The organism is Methylomonas sp. MK1 (genome assembly GCF_000365425.1).
Taxonomy (GTDB): domain Bacteria; phylum Pseudomonadota; class Gammaproteobacteria; order Methylococcales; family Methylomonadaceae; genus Methylomonas.
The window spans coordinates 2574346-2601219 of the sequence record NZ_AQOV01000001.1; the positions used below are offsets into that span (position 1 = coordinate 2574346).

A 26874-nucleotide genomic window follows, 5' to 3' on the forward strand; every position below is an offset into this window, starting at 1 on the left:
TCTCTCCAATATTTAATTCAGCGGTTCGATACTACCAGGCATGATTCTGGCGCCAAACGTGTCTTTCAAAGCCTGTACATTTTCATCGGTATTAATGCTATCCACCGCCGCTTGCTGCCGATCTTCGCGAGCTTTTTGAATTTCCAGTGCCGGTGTCATTTGCTGCTCTGCTTGCTTGCTTATGACCAGTTTTAAAGGTTTACCGTAATAATTCTGTAAGGCCGCACGGAGATTGTCCTCAGCTTTAGTACCGATCTGCTGAAAGCTCGGATCGAGCAGCAAGCGGCAACTGCTGTCGTCGATACCGTCCAACACACAATTATTCGCCAGCTCTCGGGTCCGACCGCTAATATTCAGCGCGGCGATAATCTCGGTCCAATTGCCGGGTTTTTCGGTTTGCGAGACCGATATGGGACGCGGCTCTTCGATATGCCGGGCCTCGGTCGCCGCAGTCGGCGCCGATAAACTGGCAGTCGGTTTAACGACAGCCGGCTTGATGGGCTCAAGCGCTTGCGCTTGCGCTTGCGCTTCTGCGGCCTGCGGCCGAAAGGTCAGCATGCGCAACATCACCATTTCAAAACCGCTACGCGGATCGGGCGCCAGCGGCAAATCGCGTTGGCCGATCAAACCAATCTGATAATAGAGTTGCACGTCTTCCGGCAATAAGCTCTGGGCCAGCGTATCCAGTAACTGTTTATCGAATTCCTGATCGACGAAATCCGGCATTTGCTGTAACAGCGCCACCCGATGTAAGACTCGCAGCATCTGTTGCAGAATATCGGCAAAATCGGGCGTCAGCTCTGCCACATCGGCAACTTTTGCCAGCAATCCCCGCGCATCTCCAGCCGCCAACGCCTGCAACATGTCGTCGATCGGTTGCTGGGCGACGGTACCGAGCATGCCGATCACCGCTTCAGTTGTAACACTGCCGCTACCATAAACGATAGCCTGATCCAGCAGACTCAAACCGTCGCGCAAGCTGCCGTCTGCGGCTCGGCCCAACATTTTCAACGCGGCGGGCTCGAAAGCGATTTGCTCCTGGCCCAGGATAAACTGCATTTGCGTGTCGATTTGTTCCGGCAACAGTCGTTTTAGATTGAATTGCAAACAACGCGATAAGACCGTAACCGGGATTTTATGCGGATCGGTGGTAGCCAGCAGAAACTTGACGTGCGGGGGCGGCTCTTCCAGGGTCTTTAACAAGGCGTTAAAGCTATGCCCGGACAGCATATGTACTTCGTCAATTAAATAGACTTTGTAGCGGCCTTGATTGGGCGCGTATTGGGCGTTGTCGAGCAGATCGCGGGTATCTTCGACTTTGGTGCGGGAAGCGGCGTCGACTTCGATCAAGTCCATAAAGCGGCCTTGCTCAAAGGCCAAACAGACCGAACATTCACCGCAAGGATTTAAATCTTTCAGATTTTCGCAGTTGATGGCTTTGGCGAGAATCCGCGCCACCGTGGTTTTGCCGACGCCGCGCGTGCCGGTGAACAGATAGGCATGATGCAATCTATCATGTTGCAAGGCGTGCATTAGCGATTGGCTGACATGCTCCTGACCGACAAGCTGGGTGAAGTTGCTGGGACGCCATTTTCTGGCAAGAACCTGATAAGCCATTAGCAACGCGGAAAGGCAAGAGTTGGGCGGCTACTGCGCCAGCCACATCCCGGCACACGAGTCCGCTGCTACCGTTGCTTCCTTCCGGACCTGGCGGGGTTTACAGCGTATCGTTGCGAGAGGACCGACACAGTAACCATAAAACATCAGCAAGACGCTGAAGAGTTGAGCATTATCCATAAAAGCCAACAGATAAGCAACTGTCTTGCCAAAATTAAGTAAATAACTCCGACAACGCCCCTCGGCTACTGTATTGCCGGAATAGGCAAACTACTGGCGATGGCATGACCGAACGAAGCACCGAACTTGCCGGCCAAGCGGTCGATAAGGCGCTCCTGCGGCGTAAAGTTCACTTTCTCGTCGGTGCCGAACTGATCGCGCGCCACACTATCAACGCTGCCGAAATCGTCCGCCAACCCCAGCCTGACGCCTTCTGTACCGGTCCAAATCAGCCCGGAGAACATCTCCGGCGCTTCGGCTTCCTTCAAACGCTTGCCGCGTCCTTCCCGCACCGCACCGATGAATTGTTGGTGTACTTGATCCAGCAATGACTGCATATGCTTGCTTTCTTGCTGATTGACCGGCGAGAACGGATCGAGCATGGCTTTGTGCGCGCCGGCGGTCAACAATCGCCGCTCCACGCCCAGTTTGTCCAACACATTGGTAAAGCCAAAACCGTTCATGATTACGCCGATAGAGCCGATGATACTGGCCTGATTCACGAATATCTTGTCGGTGGCCGACGCGACATAATAACCGCCGGATGCGCACATATCGCCGACCACAGAATAAATCGGCAACTGCGGATGCTCGACTTTCAAGCGCCTGATCTCGTCATAAATGTACGCCGACTGCACCGGGCTACCGCCGGGTGAATTGATATTGAGGATAATACCCTTGGTGTTTTTATCCTTGGCCGCATCGCGCAAGCCCTCAATCACCGTGTCGGCACTGGCGGCCTCGCCTTGGACAATCTGCCCCAATACATCGACGATAGCCACATGCTCGCCCGTACCGGAATCGATACCCTCCTTAAATTTCGGATATACCGCTATGCCCAACGCGACGGTTAGATAAGCAAACGTCAGCAGCTTAAAAAATATTCCCCAGCGCCGCGCAGCTTTCTGTTCGTCGATGGCGGCAAACGCCAATTTCTCCAGCACCGACTTTTCCCAACCGGGACTATTTTCAGCAATATCTTCGGGAAGATCTTGTTTATTCTCCACCATTTGTCTCCTATATGATTCCGATCAAGTCGGTGGGGTAGTTCAAACACAGCAAGGGTTTGTACTTTTGCAAGGTTGTAGCGGGATGCGCGCCGCAAGTAACTCCGACTGACGCGACTTGTGCATTTAGGGCCATTTGCAAATCATGCACCGAATCACCGACCATCAAGGTACGCTGCTTATCCACGCCCAGTTCCATAATGATTTCATCCAGCATAAGCGGATTGGGTTTGGAAGCGGTTTGGTCCGCGCAGCGCGTGGTACAAAACAGATCCGCCACACCGGTAGATTTGATCGCTGCCTGCAAACCCTTGCTTTTCTTGCCGGTCGCGACTGCCAGGCGGTAACCTTGGCTACGAAACTGATTCAGCATGTCATGCACACCGGGAAACAAGTCCTCGGGACCGATCTGCTTGGTAAAAAAGGTTTGCGCGTAATCGGTAGCTATCTTTTGCCGGTTTTCGCTATCTTCATCCGGAAACAGCTGCTTCATCGCATTTTCGATGCTCAAGCCGACGATGTCCCTGACTGCCTGTGCGGTCGGCACTGCGCACTTGCGACGCATCGCGGCTTGCTGGATGCAATGCACGATCCAGTCCACCGAATCCATTAAAGTACCGTCCCAATCGAAAATGATTAAATCAAAGCGGTTTTTCATGATTCAGTAATTCTTGTAAATCCTCGGGTAAGGGCGCCGTGAAGTGCAGCAAGGCTCCGCTGACGGGATGAGCAAACTGCAATTGCTCGGCGTGCAAAAACAAACGTTTGTAACCGCGCTTTTTAAAGGCCTTATTCGTGCCGTCGTCGCCATAACGATCATCGGCCACAATCGGATGCCCCAGCCAGGCGGCATGGACGCGAATCTGGTGGGTGCGGCCAGTCTTGGGCGCGGCATGCACCAAGGTCACATCCTGGAACTGTTTCAAGCGGGTGAACAAGGTCTCGGCGGATTTACCGGCCTGACTAACCACCACCATCCGCTCGCCGCCCTGGGCGACATTCTTCAACAAAGGCACCTCGACCAGTTGTTTCTTACGCTGAAACTGCCCCACCAACAAAGCCAAATAGGTCTTCTGAATGCCATCGCCGCGAAAAAGTTCATGCAACACCTTTAATACCGAGCGCTTCTTGGCAATCAACAAGCAACCGGAGGTTTCCTTGTCCAGCCTATGCACCAGTTCCAGAAATTTCTGCTGCGGCCGAATCTGTCTTAGCCCTTCGATCACCCCGGACGTTACACCGCTTCCGCCATGCACCGCAAAGCCGGCCGGCTTGTTCAACACGATAAAGCCGTCGTCTTCGTAGAGAATGTGGTTTTCCAGACTGAACTTCAAGGTGGGCTGGACGATGATTTCGTCTTTTTTTTCCGCGACTCTGACCGGGGGAATCCTTACGATGTCGCCTAACTGCAACTTGTAACTGACGTCGATACGGCCTTTATTCACCCGTACTTCGCCCTTTCTGACCATACGATAGATGCGGGTTTTAGGGACGCCTTTGAGATAAGTGATCAGAAAATTATCGAGCCTTTGTTCGCTGTTTGCCTCGGTAATTTCCAACCATTGTACTTGCGGATTGGTCTGATTTTCTGCGGTATTCATGCGGCAAATAATAACAACATATCCGCCAGCCATGTTTAAAATTGCTGCTGTGTATAAACATTGCTATATTAGGCTAGTTTATCTTTGGATAGACTTTAACTATAAAAATTTAAAGACCGGGTTTTAGCGCTGTAGCTTCGCGTTAAGCTTAAAGAATTTTTTCGGGTTTTATCGCTCAACCCATGATGAGCGTGCTGCATCCTTAGTATAGAGTTCGGTATAACAGATATCCCATTTTTCAAGCGCCACCCTCGGCAATTGCCGATAATCCACTGCGACAATAACTACAATCACTTGCAGTTTTCAGTCAGTCTGGCCGCTCACTTAAGTACATATTGGGAAACACGCCGCCTTTATCCGCGACAACCAAACCTGTTTAAGCTCTAGGTAGGATACATAACACAATAAGGATAATTTAATGAAAAGAATGCTTATCAACGCCACGCAGGCCGAAGAGCTGCGGGTGGCATTGGTAGATGGTCAGAAACTATATGATTTCGACATCGAAGTTCCTTCAAAAGAACAAAAAAAATCTAACATTTATAAAGGTATCATCACTCGGGTAGAACCCAGCCTAGAAGCCGCCTTCGTTAATTACGGCGCCGAAAAACACGGTTTCCTGCCGTTCAAGGAAATCGCTCCTGAATATAGAACAGGCGATAACGAAGAAGGTAAATCCTCCAAGTCCAATATTCGCGAAGGCCAGGAAATCGTCGTTCAGATCGAAAAAGAAGAACGCGGCAACAAAGGCGCGGCGCTAACGACTTACATCAGTCTGGCCGGCACCTACTTGGTGCTGATGCCGAACAATCCGAAAGCCGGTGGGATTTCCCGCCGCATCGAAGGCGACAACCGTAGCGAATTGCGCGAAACCATGGCTGCTTTGGAAATTCCGGACAGCATGGGCTTGATCATCCGCACCGCCGGCTCCGACAAAAACGTCGAAGAACTGCAATGGGACTTGAACTACCTGTTACAACTGTGGGAAGCCATCGACCGTTCCAGCAGCGAGCAAACCGCGCCCTTCCTGATTTTCCAGGAAAGCAACGTGATCATCCGCGCCCTGCGTGATCACTTGCGCGGCGACATCGACGAAATCCTGATCGACCAGGAAGGCGCCTTTAAGTTGGTGCATAACTTCCTGAAACAGGTGATGCCGCACAATCTGCACAAGGCCAAATTGTATCAGGACAGCGTGCCGCTATTCAGCCGCTACCAGATCGAAACCCAGATCGAAATGGCCTATCGCCGCGAAGTGTCTCTGCCTTCCGGCGGCTCCATCGTCATCGATCATACCGAAGCCCTAACCTCGGTCGACATCAACTCGGCGCGCGCCACCAAAGGCAGCGACATCGAAGAAACCGCGCTGAACACCAATCTGGAAGCTGCCGACGAAATCGCCCGCCAACTGCGTTTGCGCGACTTGGGCGGTTTGTTCGTCATCGATTTCATCGACATGATGTCCAACAAAAACCAGCGCGAAGTAGAAAACCGTCTGCGTGATGCCTTGAAAATCGACCGTGCCCGCATCCAGACCGGTCGCATCTCGCGTTTCGGTTTGATGGAAATGTCCAGACAGCGTCTGCGTCCCTCACTGGGCGATTCCACGCAACTGACCTGCCCACGCTGCAAGGGCCAAGGCACCATCCGTAACGTCGAATCCGTCACGCTGGCTGTATTGCGCTTGATCGAAGAAGAAGCGATGAAAAAAGGCACCGAGCGCGTCATCGCCCATCTGCCTATCGATTGCGCGACGTTCTTGTTGAACGAGAAACGCGCGGCGATTCAGGAAATCGAAACCAGACTGCAAGTCGGCATTATCGTGTTGCCCAGCAAACATCTGGAAACGCCGTCTTACGACATCGAACGCATCAAATCGGCCGGCGAAGTTAGCGAAGAAAAAGCCAGCCATTTGCATATCAAGGAAGAAGATATTTCAGTACCGGAATTTGCCAAACAGGCCGGCCCCAAAGCCGAAAAAGCCGCTATCAAGGAGTTTTTACCAGACTCCCCTGCCCCCGTACAAAGTAAAAAAACCTCTGCCGGTTTGATTCAACGCTTCTGGCAGCGTCTGATCGGGAGTAGCAAAGCCTCAGAAAGCGCTGAAGCCGCTGAAAAAAGCAGCGAAGACAAACCCAGATCCGGTAGAAACAATCGCCGGGACCGTGGAGATCGCGGCGACAGAGGGGAGAGAGGCGAGCGCTCAACATCAGGTCGTAACAACAACCGCCGTAACAACAACCGTCGCCCACCCAACGGCGCGGCAAATAGTGAAGCTACCGGCAACTTACCGGCCGAGCCGAAACAAACCGTGGCTATTGATCAGGAAAACGGTGGAGACGCCGCTGCAACCGCCAAAAAAGAGAACGGCGGCCAAGAACGTAGCCGACGCAGCCGCAGCCGCAGACGCGGCCCGCGCAACGGCGGCGAGAGACGTCCCGAGCAAAGTGCCGGTGGCGAAGCTGGCGATAATAGCCAAGCGGGAAATCAAGGCGACGAACGTCCAGCCACTGCCCCCAGCTATTCCGAAGGCGGCGAAGCAAACAGCCAGCCGCGCTCTTATGACAGAGAGTTCGCCGAGCGCAGCAACAATCGCCACAGCGAAACACCTCAAGAACCTATCAGCCGTAGCGCCAGCGAAGACTGATTAAAAAAGCCGGGCAACAGTTCTTGCTGTTGCCCGGCTTTCTCAAGTCGCTGAACTCATCAGCGTTTAATCGATAAACCTTCTCTTCAAATCAGCGTACTCATCGATCCGGCGATCCCGCAGAAACGGCCAGATGCGTCTGACGTCTTCGCTACGCTGCGCATCAAGCTCGGCAAATAACAATACATCCTGACTCTCGTCTGCACTGCTTAGAATCTCGCCTTGCGGGCCGGCGATAAAGCTATTTCCCCAAAACTGAATGCCCGGCGCCTGATCCGGCGCAGCTTCGAAACCGATGCGGTTACACGAAATGACTGGAATGCCGTTCGCCACCGCATGCGCGCGTTGTACCGTAATCCAGGCATCGCACTGCCGCTGCTTTTCAGCGGCGTCATCTTCGGGATTCCAGCCGATGGCGGTCGGATAAATCAACACATCCGCACCAGCCAACGCCATCAAACGCGCCGCTTCCGGATACCATTGGTCCCAACAGATCAACACCCCCAATTTGCCTATCGAGGTTTTGATCGGTGTAAAGCCCAGGTCGCCGGGCGTGAAATAAAACTTCTCGTAAAAACCAGGATCGTCGGGGATATGCATTTTCCGGAATGTGCCGGCAATGCTGCCGTCCTTATCAAACACCACGGCAGTGTTGTGATACAAACCCGGCGCGCGCCTCTCGAAAATCGTCGAGACAATCACCACCTTGTTGGCCTTGGCTACGTCGGCCAGCGTTTCGCATGTCGGGCCGGGAATCGGCTGCGCCAAATCAAAACAAGCCGTGTCTTCGCTTTGGCAAAAATAATGATCCAGATGCAGTTCCGGCAACACCACCAAGTCGGCATTTTGTTGGGCGGCTGTTTCGATTTGGCGGATCGAATAGGCCAGATTGGTTTCCCGGCCGCGATTGCAAGGCTGCTGTACGGCACAGGCGATGATCGATTTTTTCATAGGCTGATCGGTTTGAAGTCTATACAGGGTGCAATACGCCAGCGCATTGCACCGGAAAATCAGGCAAAAACCTAGAAATTCAATTTAACGAAGGCCGGCACCTGCATGCTCGCGCAATGCAAACTGCCATACTGATGTACTAATGGCCGACAAGGCGTGGCGATAATTTCATGATTAGGGAAGCAGGTTTTCAGCCGCTCCAACGCCACCGCATCCATCGCGTCTTCATAAACCGGCACCAATACCGCACCATTGATAATCAGGAAATTTGAGTAATTGGCCGGCAATTGCTGGCCTTGTTCGTCAAAAATCGGCTTCGGCAAGGGCAGCGCCACTAACCGATACGCTTCACCATTTGCGGTTTTAAAGGTTTTTAACTGCGTTTCCATATTTTTCAGACTTTGGAAATGCGGATCTTCGCTGTCGTCGCAGCTGGTATAGGCAATAGTATTGGCATCGCAAAACCGCGCCAGCGTATCGATGTGCGCATCGGTATCATCGCCGGCCAAATTGCTTTGCTCGACCCACAAAATCCGTTTCGCGCCCAAATAATTTTGCAACTGACCGGCAATCGCCGCTTCCGACAAGTCCGGATTGCGGTTGGGGTTGAGCAGACAATTTTTGGTGGTCATCAAGGTACCTTGACCGTCCGACTCCACGCTGCCGCCTTCCAATACTAAATCAAGTGTCGCGGTGGGATGACCTTTAAAAATCGGATGCGCAAACAAGGCCAGATTTAAGGCATCGTCAGCCGCATGCGGATATTTTTTACCCCAGCCATTGAATCGAAAGTTAAGCAACTGCACGCTGGCTTTGGGATGCTCCCATTCCATCGTCAAAAACACCGTATCCCGCAGCCAGATGTCGTTGTAATCGGCCTGCACCATATGAATTTTTTCGTTGTGGCCCAGTTGCGTCTGAATATGCTGCTGATGCTCGCCGTCCTTGCAAATAATCACCAAGGGCTGAAAGCGGCTAATGGTAGTCGCAACAAAATGGTAGGTGTCTTCGACAGCGGACAGATTGGTAAAGTCGCCGCTGTGGTGCGGCCAAGCAATGATAACGGCTGATTGTGTTTCCCATTCTGCTGGAAAGCGAATCATGAAGTACTCCCTGGATAATGTGGCTTTGAGAAATAATGCCTTATTGTATCAATGCTGACCGGTTAGGCCTATTCCACGGAATTTTAATGTCATTGCGGCGTATGCCTGGATACAGAAGCAAGGTTTCAACAGGATTGTTGCTAACACCGAGAAACAGCCGAAGTGCCGTTCGCAAAGCAGAAAGGGAGACATAACCGGAGATGGATGATGAGCCCGCCGGCGGGGGATTCGACAGCCTAAACTGTAGTCTCCAACCCGCCAGCCTACCGCCGATGCCGTTGACGAGGTCAGACTCGAGGTCTGTAGTCAGTCAGAAATCCCGAAATTTACCGTGAGGCCGCACTAACCAAGACATCTGCCATCATTTCAGCCAATTATGAACAAAATACGAAACCACGATTGCTCGAGGGATTCGACGCCACTATGCACTAATTTGAATCTTTCCGTACCCGCTCTTTACGTGGTAATTGCCCCTAACGTTCAATCCTCAGACAGGACACGCGTTGCCGCTCATTTGTTCCACTCGTCATCGACCGCTTGCGCGGTGTTAACACCGCAGTAGCGCTCTGCGTTTCATTCTGGCCCTACGGCCGATTTTTTCAAGTGGGAATATTGATTTTGCGGGGGGTTATTGACGCAGTTTCAGAAATTACAGCACTACGTAAGCCCCAAAAGAATGACAACTTAGGCAGATACCTCATCTCAGCGAGATACAAATATAAAGTACAATTATCGCTGAGGGGTGCCGCCATCCTAACTTGGAAACCGAGCGTGCACACAAAAACAAATTCAATTAACAAATACGCTAAACAAGTAGCAATCATGTTGATATATTGATTCTACGAAGCTCCGAATTTTATGTTGAAACATTTATGGCTAGTTCATCAAATCCGTACCCAGCATGTGTTACTGCCACGTTAAAAACAGAGCAAGATTTAATTGCCATATGCATTTCGCTGATCAACGGACACTCTGGATTATCGGCCGAAGAAACGCTACTAGTACAATCAGCTACTTCGAATAACATTAAGCAACACCAAATCGACTTATTTCGTGAAGCCATTCTAAACGGAGACGATCCTCTCGGAGAAAGCTTCTCGTTAATCCGTTTGTCGAACATAAGGCGCAGTTCTGGCGCTATTTATACACCAATCCCCATTGTGCATTCGATGACAACTTGGCTCGCAAGCCAGGAAACTCCCTCGCGTGTCATTGATCCGGGAGCGGGTTCTGGACGTTTTATTATGGCTGCCGGCAAGGTTTTTACCAAAGCGCAGCTCATAGCGATAGAGATGGATCCCTTGGCTGCGTTAATGTTAAGAGCCAATATCTGCGTGCATGGATGGAGTGACCGAACAACTATCATGGTTACCGACTACCGCGAAGCCCTCTTACCTAAATGTGACGGTGTTACAGCCTTTATAGGGAATCCTCCCTATGTCCGACACCACGACATTCCGGAAAATTGGAAAAACTGGTATGCATCTCGGTTTGCTACTTTCAATATAACCGCTAGCGCCTTAGCAGGACTACACCTGTATTTTTTTTTACAAACTCGACTTTTAGCTAAAATTGGCGACGTGGGGACATTCATAACCTCGGCCGAGTGGCTCGATGTCAACTATGGCTCGGCATTGCGTCGCTTGTTGCTGGAAGAACTAGGGGGAATTGCATTACATGTGCTTGATCCAGCTACCGAGGCTTTTCCAGGAACCTCTACCACAGCGGCAATTACCTGCTTTCGTATCGGCGAAACGACTCAACCAGTACGAGTCCAATCCGTAGGCGGAATATCAGAACTTAATGGATTGACGCAAGGCATCGACATACCACGCAAAAAACTCCAGTCGGTGCATCGTTGGTCCATCATCGTGCGCCCGTCCCTCCGAATCAATTCCGGCGACATTGAATTAGGCGAATTTTTCCGCGTACATCGCGGACAAGTAACAGGAGCAAATGGCATTTGGATTGCCGGAGAACACGCAACATTTTTGCCTGACCGCGTTAAATTGCCTGCTATCACCAAGGCTAAAGATCTGATTCAAGCTGGCCCGCGTTTAGAGTCAACCCAATCACTGCGTCGCGTAATTGATTTGCCGATTGATTTAGATGAGTTCACGAACGAGGAACTCAAATGCGTTAATAAATTTCTGACCTGGGCAAAATACCATGGGGCCGACCAGAGTTATATCGCCCAACATCGAAAAGCATGGTGGTCAGTAGGATTAAAGTCGCCAGCACCGATTCTCTGCACTTACATGGCTCGACGTCCCCCTCAATTCACATTGAACACTTGTAACGCCAGACATATCAATATTGCCCATGGTCTGTACCCACGAGAAAACCTGCCTGCAGATACTATGGCCAGATTAGTGACGTGGCTCAACGAAAATATTTATACCGACAGTGGCAGGACATATGCTGGTGGCCTTACCAAATTTGAACCTAAGGAAATAGAGCGATTACGCATACCAAGTCTGGAAACCCTAACTACATGACAATATCACCTAAACAATGGACCACCGAAGAACTAACCACGGATGCCACCACATCAAAATTAGAATTTCGATCCAATAGGCTAGCAGCCACTACTGCGTGGACATCTCACTATCAAGCTGCCCGTGAAAAATTTGAGCTACTATTTCAACATCTTAATAACTTAAATCCAGACAGCATTACGAATGCCGCTTTGGCAGATGCTTACGACAAAGGACTTGGAGAAGCACTACGCTATTTAGCAGGACCACCTATTTCAGACGATGATTTAAAAGTAATTGCTGATATTGATTCGCTGAAACCCAGCATACTTGGACAAAACCCAGATGCACTAAGCAGAGTGTTTAGTGTCATTGATCGCGTGATTGATCCCCATCGATTTCCATGGCTTAAGGCCGAGAAAACAGAAGACAGCGTACCAACGGAACAGCAGATTGAAACGGCTATTCTTGCGTCATCAGTATTGCTTGCTGCCCAACGTATTGCTACCGAACGCCGTAACGATGGCAAAACCAATCAGGAAACCCAAGTTAAGGACTATCTTCGAAGCGTGGGCTTCTCCGAAGTAGCTCCCGCGACTATCAACACAATTGTTAAAGGACCGCAAGCCATGCAGTTTTGCGTGGAATGCAAGCTTGGTGATCGTAAAGCAGATGTCATAATCCGGTTGCACGATACCCGTTTACTCGCCATTGAATGCAAAGTATCCAATAGCGCCACCAACAGCGTAAAACGTCTCAACAACGATGCAGCAGTCAAGGCGGAATACTGGCTAAAAAAATTTGGCACATCGCAAATAGTACCTGCCGCTGTACTCTCCGGTGTCTTTAACGTACTCAACTTGGAGCAAGCGCAAGAACGGGGTCTTGCCTTGTATTGGGCACACGACTTGAGGAAACTTGGTGACTTTATCCAGTCAACAAGCACATAGTAGAAATGTATATTTAGGTAGAGTGTTAACTACGCAATAGGTTATTTTCTGTCTAACTCACCAACAACATCTTCCGCGCCTTAACCCCGTAAGCATCATCCGGCAAATCGGCCAGTTGCCGCAGCAATTGCGCGCCGGATTCCTGCTCGCCGTTTTGTTGCAAGGCCAAACCCAAATAGAACTGATATTTGCTGGACGCGCGCGCAGCCTCGCTTATCGACCCCAGCTGTTCCAACGCCGCCGCCGTATGCTGGCCGGATAGCAAAACCACCGCCAAATCCAGGCGTGATTCGTCATCGTCCGGATTATGTTCCAGCAAATGCTCGAACTGGGCGATGGCGACATCACGGTTACCCAGACTCAGGTTCACCAAGGCCAGATGCCGCAACGCGTTGCTATCTTCCGGGTTAAGGGCCAGCGCGGTTTCCAACGCGTCGCGGGCGCTGCCCAGATCGTTTCGTAGAAAACAGGTAATACCCAGTTGCGCCCAGGCTTCTTGATGTCTGTTGTCCATTGCCAAAGCCTGCTGATAATGCTGCAAGGCCTCGGGCAGCCGTTGCTGAGCGGCCACGGCGATGCCCAAGCGGGTATGCAGCTGCGGCGCGTTGGGTTGCAGTTTCAAGGCGCGTATCGCCGCATACTCGCCGCCCTGAAAGTCGCCGAGCAAGACTCTGATGCGGGCCAGATTGTCCCAAGCCGTGACGCTATCCGGATCGCATACCGTAGCCTGCTCCAGATGTGCCAAGCCCTCGCCGGCACGACCGGTATTCACCAGCACCTGTCCGATATTGCAATGCGCCATAGCCATATTCGGTTTCAGACGTAGCGCGGTACGCAAATGCACCAAGGCCTCCGACCACTCTTGCCGCTGAGCCAGCACAAAACCCAGATTGTTATGCGCGCTGGCATTGTCAGCGTCCAATTCCAGCGCCGCCCGATACAAACGCGCCGCCTCGACCAGATTGCCGGCGTGATGGGCGATTACCCCTTCTCTGAGCAGATCGTTAAGCACATTCATCAAGCTATCCTGGCAATCAAACCGTTCAATATGTCACCCGGCGAAATATCCGGCACCTCGAACTGCACATCGTCCAGCGACACATCGAAGGGCTGACCTTCGTGGTAATGCACCGGCAGACTGATACCGAACTTATAATCCGAACCGAATTGATACGAGGCCAGTTGCCAGCGTTGATCGTAAACGCTAAAGCCCAACGCCGTCACCGCCACGTAACCGGATATATCGAAGGTAAAGCTGGGTTGAGCGGATACCGATAACTTGGCGGTCAAATCCAGACCGGTGGCCGGCGTCCAATCGACGTGCACGCCCGCCTCCGCCGCACCTTCAATTCCCAATTTGCCGCCTATCTCCAGGCCGCCGGTGGCACTGGCACCTGTGATACCCAAGCCGATACCGGCCCGCACCGCCAAGCGCAAGCCGGCATCGGCCGGCACTTTAAGATGCGCGTCGCCGGTAATTTTGGTGTTTTCTTCATGATCCGGATTGTAGGTCAAACCGATTTTCAACTGATCCAGGCTGCCGGGGCCAATGCCTGCCGTCGCACTGAGATTGCCGCCCACTTCCGCGACGATACCCGGCACAATCGGTACTTGCGTGGCGACGGCAAACAGCGATTTGTTGATCTCCTTGCGCGGAAAGATCTCCAACGAACTGGGTAAACCCAATTCGCCGGACACGGTAATCTCGCCTGTCTCGTCCAATGTCAAGCCAACGGTCGCCTTCAGCCAGGGCGCTGCGGTCACGTCGACCGTGCCGCTGCCCCAGACCTTGATCGGTTCGGCCTCGCCGCCACCTTCACCGACCACGGCTTTGGCATTCAAATCGATATTACCGGCCAGCATGCTGCGTTTGTAGTTGGCCGTGAGTTTGCCATTCAATAAGCCATCTTTATAATCCAGTTTGATTTTGGCGCTGGCGTCCAATCCGCTCAAATCGGGCTCAAGCTCGCCGCCGCCGCCCAATGACCAGTCATCGCCCTTGCGCTCCGCCGAGACATTCAGCTTGCCGGCTTTGATACGCGGGATGGTGTCGGACAGCGTTGCCTCGCCGCCCAAGCTGATATTGCCGGTATCGTCGGCATGCGCGGACAATTTGGCGCCTTTAAAGCCGGGCACGGAAACCTCGGCATCGCCGGCAAAATCGATGGCTTTTTTGGCATCGTCGTAAGCTAGGGTAAAACTGGCTTTTTTGATGCCTTTCAACGCCCCCGGCTTCAGGCCGAGCGTACCCGAAGCTTTGATGCCTTTAGCGCTGTCATAATCGATGCGCCCCGCACCGGTGAACAGCTGTTTATCAAATTCCAATTGGCCGGCCATCGCAAAGCCCCCGGCGGTGGCACTGCCCTCCAAAGAACCTTTAGCTAGTTCGCCGATATGAAACTCCACCAAGCCGGCGGCGGCAATCGGCGTGGCCGCGCCGGCACTCAGCGTCAGCGAACTGCTATCCAATTGGATAGGCCCTTTCATGTCGAATTCATCGGTAGAAAAGGTTTTCGAGAACACCAGATCGCCGCCTACCAGCGCCACGTCGACAGTCGTGCCAGCCAACAGCGGAATACCGTCGATGGTTAAGACGCCGCCGCCGACGATATTGGCGCTGGCATCCATATCGGCGTTGTTCAGCGCAATCGGGCTCAAAGTCTTGGCTTTAAAGGCGTTGCGATAAGCATCAGCTACTTGGCCGGGCGGAATATGGCATAGCGTCGGCGCACCGCTGCTGACAAAATTTAGTGTAGTGTTCTGCGCATCGACTTTTTTGGTTTTGGGCATGGTCAGTGTCACCGTACCGCTACCGGCGCTGCGGTTGAAGGTTCCGCCAACCACCGACATGCCGCCCCAACTGCCGGCGTCGAAGGTTTCGCTGCCGGGGTCGCCCTTCATGGCGCTAACAAACATCACCCCGGCGCCGGGACGCGGCAGCAGCCGCAATTTATCGTTGGCAAACAGATCGGGCGCATTGGATTTGGTGGCCTTCTCCAACGGCTTCAGATGTTCCATCTTCGTGACGCGGTCGGCCTGCCAACAGATGCCCGGATTGCCGCCGACGGCCCCCTCGAATTTCACTTCGTCGAAAATCAGCTTATCCTGATAGCTGGTTTTGATCGCGTCCAGTGCAGCCGACGCCGGATCTTTGGCTGCGGTAGCCGGTGCTGCGCCGCCTCCCGCAGCTGGGGCCGGAGTAGGCGCCGCGGCATTCGCAGCCGGTGCCGGTGCAGCGCCAGGGGCGGCTTTGCCCCGCCCAGGCAACGGTTTGGAGAGATTTTCCGGCAAGTCGCCACCACCTTCCACTTCGGGCGGGATGGCCGCGCGTATCGCCTTATCGATGGCGTTTTTAATCTTGCTACCCGAACTGCGATTGGCGCTGGCATCCAGTAACTGGAAGTTTTCCAGCTTGTCGGCATCACCGCCCAATTGAAGCTCCAGAATATGATCGACATCGAACAGGTGCGGCGCGCCCTGACTATTCCACCACGGCAGAATGGCCTGCTCGCGGATGTCGCTTTCGGAGCCGATCAGATAGCCTTGGCCGCCACCCCCGGCTTTCAGCTTCAAGGCATATTGCGTGCTGGCACCGTTGGTATCCGGCAAAGTGTTGTCGCTGCCGAGGTAGGGTTTTAAATCCCAGCCACCGGACGACGGTTTGATCTGCTTTTTCCAGTCGTCAATCTGGTTGGTACGCTCGTCGGCTTGTGGCAGTTTCCAATTGGTCAGCCCGCCGTATTTAGCGCTGAATTTTTCCTGCATGCCCGGTTTTTGCGGCAAAGTCAGCAGGGGCACATGCAATTCCCCACCCTTCAGCGTACCTTTACCGGCACTTTTGGCACCGCCCGCGGCGGGAGCGGCAGCAGGTGCCACCGGCGGCGCGCGCATCACGCGCTGCACCCCGCCGCTTTGTTGCACCACATGGCTCAACTCGTGCGCCAGCAGTTCGCGTCCGGCGTCGGCTTCCGGCGCAAACTCGCCGGGCGCGAAGTAAACATCGTTACCAACGGTAAAGGCACGGGCATTAAGTTGCTTGCACAAATCCGCCGCTTCGGCATCGTTATGAATGGTCACCCCGGCAAAATCCGCACCAAGCTGTTGCTCCATCTCGCGCCGGATATTTTCCGGCAACGGCGCTCCCTTACCCCGGCTTTCCTCGATTCGCGCCTCCACCGACTGCTCGACTGTGTTTGCCGACGCGGCTGATTCGGTATCGTCAGGCTGCTCTGCTTGTTCGGCGGCAGCCCTGTGCAGGCGGGTTTGGGCGACCGTTTGCTCCTCATCCGCCGGTTTGGATTTGCGTAACAAACGCGCGGCAGTCGTTTGTTGTTCGTCTGTCTTCTCCGGTCCTGCGGCCTTGCGAAATAGCCGCGCAGCCTTGGGCTTTTCTTCTTCGGCCTTACGACTCAGCCGTTTGGCCTGATCTTGTTTTTTATCCTCGGTTTCCACAGAACGCTGCGCGGCTGGGTTTTTCTTTTCCTCATCCGGCTTTTTCGCCCGGCGCACCGGTTTTTGCTCCTCTTCCGGCTTGGCTGCATCCGCCACAGCCCGGTTCAGCCGCCGCAACAAGCGCTGAGCACTCGGCACCGGCTTGCTGGAAATCATCTCCTTGTCTTCCTTCACCCCCGGCTGTTCGCCGGTTTTTTTGGCGCGGCTGACTTCCTGCGCTACTTGGTCGACTTCCCTTTCTTCAGGGTCCTGCGGCTGGCTGACGGCCATCTTGCGTTGCAGATACGCCGGTTTCCGCTGTTTTTTCTCTTCGTTGGGTTTGGGCGGCGCACTGGTTTTGCGCTGCGGCTGCTTTTTGCGGAGTTTGGACGCCAAGGTTGTCATAAGCTAACTCCTTAACTGCTTTAACTGCGCCGGCGGATTGCGACCCAATTTTTGATATTCGCGCTGCAAGGCCGACAACAACGGCTCAATGCCGATAGGCTGATCCGCCGGACTGCAACCGGCAGCGGTCAACACCACATTCCTGATCTGCCCGCCGCTAATGTCACAATAACTGGCCAAGGTCTTGCACAAATCATCGCTGGGGCTACGCTGCCCGAAATGGCTGCGCCATAAATCCAGACGCTCCTGAAAACCCGGCATTGGAAAGTCAACGATTGCGTCCAGACGACGAGTAAAGGCGTTGTCGATGCGCTCGCGGCTGTTGGTGGTCAGAATGGTGATGCCGGGGTGGTTTTCGATACGGGTCAATAAAAAGTTAGTCAACATATTGGCGTAACGTTCGCCGCTTTGCTGGGCGTCGGTGCGCCGACCAAATAACGAGTCGGCTTCGTCGAACAACAATATCGCATCGGCGGCGGCGGCCAAATCCAGCAAACTACCCAGATTTTTCTCGGATTCGCCGACGTATTTGTTCATGATCGCCGCCAAGTCGACGCGGTACAGCGGCGCGCCCAGCGCGGTCGCGACATAACTGGCGGCCAGGGTCTTGCCGGTGCCGCTGTCACCGACGAACAAGGCCCGCAGGCCGGCATTGCGCGAGGCTTGCAAGGTTACGCCCAAAGCTTCCCACAACGATTCGCGGCTGTGGGCACGGGCGATGAAGTCGTGCAGATATTGTTCGACCAACGGCGGAAATACCACCGCCTCGCGTTCGACCCGCCGCCGTACCGGCTCTGCCAATAATCGTAGGCGTTCCGCGCCCAAGTCACGACGGGCTTGGGCAATATGTTCGACAGTCAGCGCACTACGGCTTTGTTCGGCGCGCAGTACCGCATTGCGCGCCACCTTCTGAATCACCGGCCCGCTTAGCAAAGCACTGGCGGCACGGCCGGCCAATTCGGGATCGGCGAGATAACGGGTCCAAAGCTGGCGGCGCTCGGCTTCGTCAGGTACGCCCATTTCCAGTTCCAGCAAATCCTGACCGGACACCGCATCGGTCATCCCCAACACAATCACATGCGCAATATTGGGCTGGATTGCCGGCAGCTGCCAGCTTTCGCCGGCCACGACCTGCACCTTGATTACCGGCAGCCAGCCGGCCAGTTGGCAGGCCAGCGGTAAGGCCGGCTGCTGTTGCCACAACTCGCTCGGCACTTCGATGGCCGTTAATCCCAACAAGCCCGCCAATTCGGCGGCCAAGGCCCGCCGACCGCAACCGCTGTTGCCGCGTATCGCCAGGCCGCGCACCTCGCCTTTCGCCAATAATGTTGCCAGATGCGGCAATTGTTTGCGGATGCGCAACGGCAACAACTCGCGGTCAGTCAGCGCAATCGCCCGACAGCCCGGCCAAATAGCCGGTCTGCCGCACAATACCGACCACAAGGCCGGCTCGATACGCAATTGCCTGAGCGACAACGGCCCCGATCCTTCGAGTAATAACACCTGTTGTTGCACCAACGGCGTAGCATGCAAATCCAGCGCATCCAGCGTACCGGCGCCGAATAATTCGTCCAGCATCGTTAGCGCCAAATGCACGGCCAAACGGTTGCCGGGATTGGGCGCCTGCAACTCGCTGAGCGTCAGGGTCACCAGATAGTCAGTCTCGGCGCTGCCGACCAAGGCCAACAAAAAGGCTTGCGGCAAGCCAATATGTTGTTCGTGCAACCACTGACCAAAGGGACCGGGCAAGGCCCGTATCTGGGATGCTGCGTGTTCGCGCATTTGTATCCAACTCGGCAGAACTTCCACGTTTAACTGCCGGGCGGCTTGCTGACGCAATTGCTCGGACAGCTCGGTGTCGCCCGGCATCATCCGTTCCCAGAACTCGGCCAAACCAACACGCACCAAGGCCGCCAGCGGTTGCTGCCGGCCAGGCGTTTGTAGATTTAGCGATTCGGCAAAGGGCTGCGGCGGCTTAGTCATAATGAAAACTCACGACTCGGCCCAGCCACGGCAGCCAGCCCGGATTGATGTCCAGCCCGGCCAGACGCACCGGCAATCGGATCGCCGACATCGGCGCGTACAAATCGATATGGCTGGGGCTGTAGTGAATTTGCCCGGCAAGCGCCAACAACTCAGGCTGCCAAACGCCGGTCTTGCCATACCAGCGCTCGGCCAGACTCAACACCTGTGCGCGGGCCGGCAATGGCGGCAATTGGACCAGTTCGGCGCTATCATCCAGACCCAATTGCAGCGCGATGAAATCGACCAGCGCGTCGTCCTCTTCCAACTGCAATTCTTGCCCCAACCGATACAACCAGGCCCAGCCGCTAGGCAATGTTTCGGCATGTTCCAGCATCAAGCCGCGCATTTCTGGCCGGTTGAGCATATTTAGTAAATACAGCAAGCCGCCTTGCTGGGTAAGGAATTCGGCAAATTCCGGGCGTTCCATGGCTAGCTTGGGTTTCAGACTTTGTTGAGGCTCCAAGGCGCGGATAGAAGAATCGGCAAATGACGCGTCTGCCGCAATGGGGGCTTGCGAAGGTTGTTGCCGGACATTTTTGTTGTTTTGCGCGATATAGCGCCGAACATCGGACGACAAAGGCGTTTGGTTTTCGACACCGACATTGGACTTTAACTTTACATCTGCCTGCGCTTGCGTCTGGCCGGCTTGGCTAGCCGGCGGCGCTTGCGGAAGGGGTTTAGCTTGCTGGGGCTGAACCGCTCCCTGGATCGTATCAACCAAGACTGGCAACGATAACTCAGCAATCGCGTGCTTTGGCTTAACTTGTAGCGGAGACGCAAAACAGCTGGATAAAAACGCCAGCACCTTAGCCGGCTGTTGTTGCAACAGCAACGGCGCCGCTTCCTGACCGATCAGCAACAAGGCCAATTGATAACGGCCATCGCTGACTTTCAGCTCTTGCAACAGCGTTCGCCATTGCGCCAAGAATCCGGGCCGCCGATACAGTTGTTCAACCCAAGCCTGAGCTCCGGCAGCCAAGGGATGTGACCTTTCTGTGCCATCGATTTCAGAGCCAAGCAGCTCGGCTATTTCCAGACTAGATGGCAACCGAAAACCGCTCAGCCCCGCTAGTTCAACCGCCAATTGTCGAGCATCGCTGTCGTTCAGACTCAACCAGACGGCGGCTAAGCCACCCCGTTGCGCCAACCGCGCAGTAACTGACGGCAGCAAGGCCAGATGTTCCGACAATATGCCGGATATGGCTCGCGACACCGGCAAATCAAACCAATGCGTCCACCGCCGCCAATACCACTTAAAACCGGCGCGGCCGCGCAGCAAATCCGCCAGCAAGGCCGCCAGTAACTCGGCCAAGCTGGCAAAGCGCATCACCTGTTCAGGATTATTGCTTTGCGTTAAATATTGCCGGGTTTGCTCAAGCAACTGCCTAGGCAGTTGTCGCGCTGCACCGCTGACTTGCAGGCGGCGGATAAAAACCCAGCTGTCGCGCTCGGTGTGCGGCCAATCTGCACTTTGCAAACTGTCGCGTAAGCTATCCGCCGCCCGCTGCTGTCCGGCCCGGACGGTCAGACGGTGTATCGCAACGGTATCGGCGGCCAGGGTGCTCATATCGTCAAGTTACAAGCGCTGCTGCGTCAGCTTATTCGCCACCACGCTAAATCGGGTGTTAATCTTCACGCCGCATTGCAGTATATCGACGATGGTGACCTGGGTGCTTTGCGGACTGTGATCTTCCACCGCCAGCACCGCGACCACGCGTTGTTCGGTATCCAGCAATTGCAGCCGGGTACCCGGCAACGGCGGCCGGTTTAGTTTGACCTGCAAACGCTCTCCGATAGCCGCCAAGCGCGGCGGCACATGCACATTGCCGCGAATGATTTCCTGCGGATCGCCCAGCGAGGCATGAATCAGCACCGCCCGGATCATATTGCGCATGGCGCTGCGACTGGCAGCGGAGGCATCGCGGTCCAATTGCCGAAACCACCAGGCAATCAATTCCGACACCGTGCGCGCGGCATTGAAATCGTCGGCTTCCGCTCTATCCATACCCGGCCACCACGACACATCTTCGACGCGAATCTGATCGTCCTCGGCCAGTTGCCCCCATTGCAAACGCAAGGACGGCGGCAGCAGATTGAGTTTTTCCAGCAAACAAGACTGGCAATGCTCCAGCTGCTCGCGCAATTCGTGGGCGGGTTTGCGTAGCGGTCCAGCGACGCCGGCCAGATCTTCCAAAGCCAACACCTTGGCGGCTGCGGCCTGGGTTTGCAAACTGCTGACGGTAAAAGCCGGCAAACTGAAACTCGCCCACTGCTGCATCACGATCTGGGTTTGCAGGTGCACGGTTTGCAGGCGGGCCTGCAAGGTATCGGTATTCGCCGGCGTCAGCAGGCTGGCGGGTCTGGCTTTGAAGCGGGCCTGGCGCAATTGCCCCAGATAATCGAATTGTTGAAACGGCGGCAGCCTGGGCCGCAAGGGTTTTAAGCCGGCCCAGTCGTCCATCGGAATCTCGCAGATCGCCGCGAAAAACGGATCCAGCGCCGCCGGCAAATCCACTTCCTCTTCCCAATCGCAGCCGGGGACGATGTCCCTACTGCTGCCGTAACGCAAAGCCAACGGGTCCGCCAAGGCGGCGCTGACCGGCGTGCCGCGTACTCTGACGTAATACAAGCCGCGCAAGGCTTTGGTCAAAATTCGCGTGCGTTCGTTGTTCAGAGCCCATACTTGCCGCCAGTCTTCTTCCAGCAAGCGCTGCGCGACTCCGTAGTCGCCGAGCTGTTCGACGCGGAATCTGTCCATACCTTCCAGGGTTTCCCGCGCCACCCGGATCAGCCCGGCCAATTTGTCGATCTGCGCTAGTTTATTGGCTTGTTCGCGTAATTTGCCTTGCAGTTTGCGTTCGATATTGTTGTAACGCGCCTCGAAAATCGCAATCCATTGCGTCAAAATCCGCCCGGCTTTGAACAAGGCATGATAGCGATATTGGGTCTTCAACAGGCTGGAACGCTGCGGATTGTTCGGGGCGTTTTTGTCGGCCAGATTATCCAGCACCGCCGGAGACTCCAGTTTGCCGCTGCGCTCGAACGGGTTGCTGGCATTGGCGCCGGCCTGATCGTCTTCCACCACGCCGATTTTTTCCATCTGCTTGCGCAAGGTCGCGGCGTCGGTTGGGTCGAACAGATCGGTAAGCGTAGCCAGCAATTCCTTCATCCCGTAATAGGCCTTGGCGTATTCGTTGATTTCCGGGCTGATATGATCGATCACCCCGAACCGATATTCCTTGGCTTCGAAGGCCGGCTTACTGACCGCTTCCTTGGTAATGCGCGACAACATATCCAGGCGGTTTTTGTTGATGCCCAATTCAAACGCCGAATAGGTTTGCGGCTTGCTGGTCAATAAAAACGCCGACTTGGACACCGATGACGTGGACGCCAGCGCGTTGCTCAAAAGATTGTTGCTCAAGGCACTACTGGCGCTGATTTTCGGCGCAGCCATCTGCCTGATCGCGCTGTTGAATAGGCCCGCGGACGCGGTGGCAAAAACGGCTTTAGGCGCATTGCTGACCACACTTTCCGTGCTGACGGCTTTTTCGACATTATTGGGAATTTCGGTAGCGTTGAGATTGGCGTACGGCAACCAGCGCGCGACCTGTAAGCCGGTACCGTCGCCGGCCACGCCGCCGGCCAGCGCGGCCAAGGCCACGGTTTGCGAATCCAGTTGCTGACGTTGTAACAATAAAAAGTCGCGGGTTTTCTCGACCCGGCTGCGTATGGCTCGAATCTGGTTTTCAATAGCTTCCAGTTCCACCAAGGCCACCGCATATTGCACCACCAAGCCGTCGTCGCTGGGCGTGGCGACCGGCGGCGGATTGCCGTCTGCGCCCAGCCAGTTACTATAAAAATTGGGTAAGGCAGGCACGCCCTTGCTGTAGGGATAAGGCGTACCGGGATTTTGCGGATCTTGTTGTTCGCTGTTGGCGCGGGCGATGACTTTCTCGAAAATCGTCAACGGCAAGGCCGGCGGCATTTCCGGCTTGGGCAAATCCAGGTTTTTGAATTGCGCCGGATCGAGTACCGCGTGTTCTGTCACGCCTATGCCGCCAGCCAAAGGCGGGGTGTTGGACGGTTCAACAAAATACAGCGCATCGAATTGTTGCCGCCACTTGCGCCAAGCCTCGTAAGCACGCATGTAAAACCGGAAAATGTCGCTTTCCAGCACGCTGTCGGTTTGCGGAATGTCCAATAAATTAGGCCGATAATCCGGCTCGTTCACCGCCAACAGCAAGCGAATCTTGTCGCCGGCAGGCTGGCGCAGATCGATTACTCGCCGAGCGATATGGCCGTTTAACAATTCGATCACCGCGTCTTCCGGCACCGGCACCATGTCTATGCCCAGATGCGTGGGCAGCCAAAGCAGATTCGGCGCGGGCTCTGCTGGACTTTGCAGCCAGTCCAACGGCAACTGACCGGCGGCCGGCAAGAAATCCAGATGCAGATTGTCTTGTAGAAATTGCGGCAACGGAATTTCAGCATTAGCCGGCAATCCTGCCGCTTGCATGACTCGGCGCATCGCCACGCCGGTTTGATTCAGTAAAACCCGGTAACCGCTGTTCGACACGGCTTCGTAGCGGCCGGCTTCTTGCGACAGCCAGGCGATTCGGTAGCTGGCATCCTCGTTGCTCACCACTGCCAGCAAGGCCAGCGGCACGGCATGGCCTAACTTGGCCATGAATCCGGCATCGACCCGGTCGGCGGCCACCCAGTTTTCGATGCGTTCGCGCGGCCAGGTGTTGACGGCGGCGTCGCTGATATTAATGCGCTGCAAGGCCAGACTACCGGCCAATACCCGCTGGGTATCGCGGGTCGGGTCCAGTTCGGTACGCTGGCAAGGATCGACGCCCGGTCCGTCGATTTGCCGGTCGCCGCGCGTCAGCATTAGATAATAAACGCCGACCGCGCTGGTGACCTGGTTGCGGATTAGGTAGGCGTCGATCAAATCCTGCCACTCGGCGCGTAGCGGATAATACAAACCCAAAGCCTGGCCATTGGCGGCCAAAGCCAAGCCGGCGCTGACGCTAAAACCGGGTTCGGATAGACCGTTCGGTCCCAATTGTAAATCCAGGCCATGGACGATACCGGCGGTTCTGCTCTGTAAAACAGTAGCCAGGCGCGCATCGGCATACGCCTGCTCGCGGTCGAATTCTTCCTCGCCCAAATGCCGGCCGGGAAACATGTGCACCCTCTGCAAGCTGCGGGAGCTGGCGATTGGGTTATGCAGCAGGATCATGGACATGATGGCTACTCCTTACTCTTCTTTCCATATCTGTTGGGGAAATTTTGTTTGCATAAACCTTCCCCGACCTGGAACAGCTTTTATTGTGTCGCTAGCGCGACGGATGTTTCTAATGTCGGTTCTCGGACCGACAGCCGAGATACTTTTCTTTGCTTGTCCAAAGAAAAGTATCCAAAAGAAAAGACACCCGGATGCCGCTTGCTCCCTGCGCGCCGAAGCTTTTGAACGGGGTTGCCGAAAGGGGCTCCTGCCCCTTCGTCAACGCGATGCATCCCTGCATCGCCCCTTCGGGCTAATCCGTTCAAAAGCTCCGGTGCTCGGCGCGGCATACGGGATAAATCCCGTCTCCAACTCGAAGCTATTGAGTACTCATCAAAAGTCGAAACAATCCCCTCTCCCTCCGGGAGAGGGCTAGGGTGAGGGGATTTAAAACCGCCAATTTCCACATCTTCTTAAAGCGTGGCAAAGCAACTAAACGTTTCTCAAACTCCCCATCACGGCAACAACGCCGCCCATTGCCCGATTAAACCATTCTCCAAACCCAACGCCGCACCACCTGCAACAACCAATTCGCGGGTTGTCTGGTTGACTGGCTTGGCTCGCAATACAGCCAAAAATGCATCCAGATTGTTAGCAGCAGCCAGTTGTTGCAGGGATTGCCAGATTACCGGGTCGTATTGGCGTTCCACCAATAGCAGGATGCGTTGGCTGGCGGCAACCAATGCCGATTCAGTGAAAGACTCCACCAAAGTCGCCAATGCGGCGCGGCCGGCATCGTCGGTGGGAACGCGAAGTTCAGCCAACATCGGATAATTGACCCGTTTCAAAAACACGCTGTCCTCGTCATCGATCAAGCCGCCGCCGTCGGCTGGGCCTCCCACTACTTCAGGCGGTGCCGGCAAAGAAGTTCCTAGCGCTAACACGATACCGCTGATCGAAGTTTCCGCCGCACGACTGGGCCGGCGCACATACAGCGGCGCGTTGCTGCCGAAGCGGTCCCAGATGGCTTGCCACGCGGCCTGATCGGTGTCCAGCGCGTGCACCGGCCTTACGGGATAGAGTTTCAAGCGCAGCAAATCCAGTTGCGGCAGCAGGCGTTTGTTCGGGTCAAAATTGCGCTCCAGTTGCGCGGCGTAATGACCGTAATCCAGATTGGACAGCGGCACCAGCACGACGATGTCCACCGGCTCACCGTTGCTTAAATCGATGGGCGGCAAGGCCAGGGATTCGGCGCGGAGCTGTTCCAGGTCGGATTGCCGTAACGGCGCAATCGCAACCTGGTAGTTTTCCGGAAAATAGCCTTGCCGACCATTGACCGGATCGACCGCTTCCTTCGGTAAACTGCCGACCGGCGGCAACAGGGAAAAGTAATCGCTGGCATGAAAATCACCGGTCAAACCACCGCTGCGGCGGTTACTCAAGATGTCGGCTAGTAAGGACTCGTATTGCCGCGACAAATCGCTTTGCAATGAGTCTATGCCCGGCTCGGCGCGCAAGGGATGCCGCAGCAATTGTGCGTCCAGCCATTGCGGCGCGCCTTCTTGAATCGCCACCAAGCCCAAGGCCACGGCGTCCTCCGGCAATAAACCATGCAGTTGATCGTCGCCAAGCAACTCGCGCATCAGGCGTGCGCGTATCTGCAACGGACTTTGTTGCGGCAGCGGAATCGGCAAGGGCACTAGGCCCATCTGCACCGACTCGGTAATCATCGCAAATTGAAACCCGCGTTTGGCGCTCAAATCTTTCGGGAACACCTCGGCGATGTCGGTGCCGACATCGACATAGCGCAGCACTACAGCATACAAACCCCGGTTCAAGTTGGAGAAATTGCCGTCGTTTAGCCCACTGATCAAGGCCCGGTCGCGCAGATTGACGATCAGCCGACTACCCAGCTCCAGCACCCGGCCGGCTGGCGTCATTGCCAAACCCGGCTCCAGCGTAAGCAAACCGGTGAAGCGGTCAAAGCTCAATGCCAAACCGGCGACGATGCCGCTACCCAGCACGCGGCCGAGTTCGCGCAAGCGCTGATCCAGATAGACTTGATCGCGGGTCAGGTCTTCGGCGGTCAGTAAGCGGCCGTCGAAATAATGGCTGCGGGTCAGACGCGGGTCGATGTCGGCGACCTGATCCAGCGCCAGCCCGGCGGCAATCGGATTACCGAGAGGTTGAAATAAAATTTCGCTCATAGTC

15 protein-coding genes and 1 other RNA gene are annotated in these 26874 nt (G+C 54.8%); 3 read left to right on the plus strand and 13 right to left on the minus strand.

Annotation, left to right across the window (positions count from 1 at the left end; genetic code table 11):
* Positions 1 to 12 precede the first annotated feature (12 nt).
* The 5 genes from dnaX to rluC all read right to left on the minus strand — a co-directional run bounded on the left by dnaX (position 13) and on the right by rluC (position 4444).
* On the minus strand, positions 13 to 1617 hold the full coding sequence (gene dnaX / locus G006_RS0112275; RefSeq protein ID WP_020483489.1) for a DNA polymerase III subunit gamma/tau: 1605 nt from the start codon (positions 1615 to 1617) through the stop codon (positions 13 to 15).
* Between the two features lie 33 nt (positions 1618 to 1650).
* An RNA gene (gene ffs / locus G006_RS27805) (signal recognition particle sRNA small type) lies at positions 1651 to 1747 on the minus strand.
* Between the two features lie 115 nt (positions 1748 to 1862).
* A complete protein-coding gene (gene sppA / locus G006_RS0112280) occupies positions 1863 to 2846 on the minus strand; it encodes a signal peptide peptidase SppA (protein ID WP_020483490.1) in 984 nt (327 codons plus the stop codon).
* A 7-nt stretch (positions 2847 to 2853) separates the two neighbouring features.
* Entirely contained in the window at positions 2854 to 3501 is a 648-nt protein-coding gene (locus G006_RS0112285; protein ID WP_020483491.1) for an HAD-IIIA family hydrolase, read from the minus strand.
* Positions 3485 to 4444: a 23S rRNA pseudouridine(955/2504/2580) synthase RluC gene (rluC, locus tag G006_RS0112290; RefSeq protein ID WP_020483492.1), complete on the minus strand. Its 960-nt coding sequence runs from the start codon at positions 4442 to 4444 to the stop codon at positions 3485 to 3487. The genes G006_RS0112285 and rluC overlap by 17 nt, the downstream gene beginning before the upstream one ends.
* A 418-nt stretch (positions 4445 to 4862) precedes the next feature.
* Here rluC and G006_RS25505 point away from each other — a divergent pair, with 418 nt between their 5' ends.
* Positions 4863 to 7091: an Rne/Rng family ribonuclease gene (locus G006_RS25505; RefSeq protein WP_020483493.1), complete on the plus strand. Its 2229-nt coding sequence runs from the start codon at positions 4863 to 4865 to the stop codon at positions 7089 to 7091.
* Between the two features lie 66 nt (positions 7092 to 7157).
* On the opposite strand, the gene G006_RS0112300 is transcribed toward G006_RS25505, so the two are convergent.
* Positions 7158 to 8042: a carbon-nitrogen hydrolase gene (locus G006_RS0112300; RefSeq protein ID WP_020483494.1), complete on the minus strand. Its 885-nt coding sequence runs from the start codon at positions 8040 to 8042 to the stop codon at positions 7158 to 7160.
* 71 nt (positions 8043 to 8113) lie between these two features.
* Entirely contained in the window at positions 8114 to 9145 is a 1032-nt protein-coding gene (locus G006_RS0112305) for an agmatine deiminase family protein (protein WP_020483495.1), read from the minus strand.
* Between the two features lie 872 nt (positions 9146 to 10017).
* Between G006_RS0112305 and G006_RS0112310 the strand changes: the two genes are divergently transcribed.
* A complete protein-coding gene (locus G006_RS0112310) occupies positions 10018 to 11643 on the plus strand; it encodes an Eco57I restriction-modification methylase domain-containing protein (RefSeq protein ID WP_051067684.1) in 1626 nt (541 codons plus the stop codon).
* A complete protein-coding gene (locus G006_RS0112315; RefSeq protein WP_020483497.1) occupies positions 11640 to 12572 on the plus strand; it encodes a XamI family restriction endonuclease in 933 nt (310 codons plus the stop codon). Before G006_RS0112310 ends, G006_RS0112315 begins: the two co-directional genes overlap by 4 nt.
* Before the next feature lie 52 nt (positions 12573 to 12624).
* Here the strand turns inward: G006_RS0112315 and G006_RS0112320 are convergent, their stop codons facing one another.
* From G006_RS0112320 to G006_RS25525, 6 genes are all read right to left on the minus strand, one after another.
* Positions 12625 to 13590 (minus strand): tetratricopeptide repeat protein, encoded by a 966-nt coding sequence (locus G006_RS0112320; protein WP_020483498.1) that lies wholly within the window; start codon positions 13588 to 13590, stop codon positions 12625 to 12627.
* Positions 13590 to 17408, minus strand: a complete 3819-nt coding sequence (locus G006_RS27095) for an eCIS core domain-containing protein (RefSeq protein WP_020483499.1) — start codon at positions 17406 to 17408, stop codon at positions 13590 to 13592. Before G006_RS27095 ends, G006_RS0112320 begins: the two co-directional genes overlap by 1 nt.
* A gap of 3 nt (positions 17409 to 17411) precedes the next feature.
* The gene (locus G006_RS0112330; protein ID WP_020483500.1) at positions 17412 to 19391 is read right to left on the minus strand and encodes an ATP-binding protein; all 1980 of its coding nucleotides are present in this window, start codon (positions 19389 to 19391) and stop codon (positions 17412 to 17414) included.
* Positions 19384 to 21000: a hypothetical protein gene (locus G006_RS0112335; protein WP_020483501.1), complete on the minus strand. Its 1617-nt coding sequence runs from the start codon at positions 20998 to 21000 to the stop codon at positions 19384 to 19386. Before G006_RS0112335 ends, G006_RS0112330 begins: the two co-directional genes overlap by 8 nt.
* Positions 21001 to 21009: 9 nt before the next feature.
* Positions 21010 to 24684 (minus strand): hypothetical protein, encoded by a 3675-nt coding sequence (locus G006_RS27100; protein ID WP_020483502.1) that lies wholly within the window; start codon positions 24682 to 24684, stop codon positions 21010 to 21012.
* Between the two features lie 494 nt (positions 24685 to 25178).
* Complete coding sequence (locus G006_RS25525; RefSeq protein WP_020483503.1) at positions 25179 to 26870, minus strand: hypothetical protein; 1692 nt, start codon at positions 26868 to 26870, stop codon at positions 25179 to 25181.
* Positions 26871 to 26874: the final 4 nt, after the last annotated feature.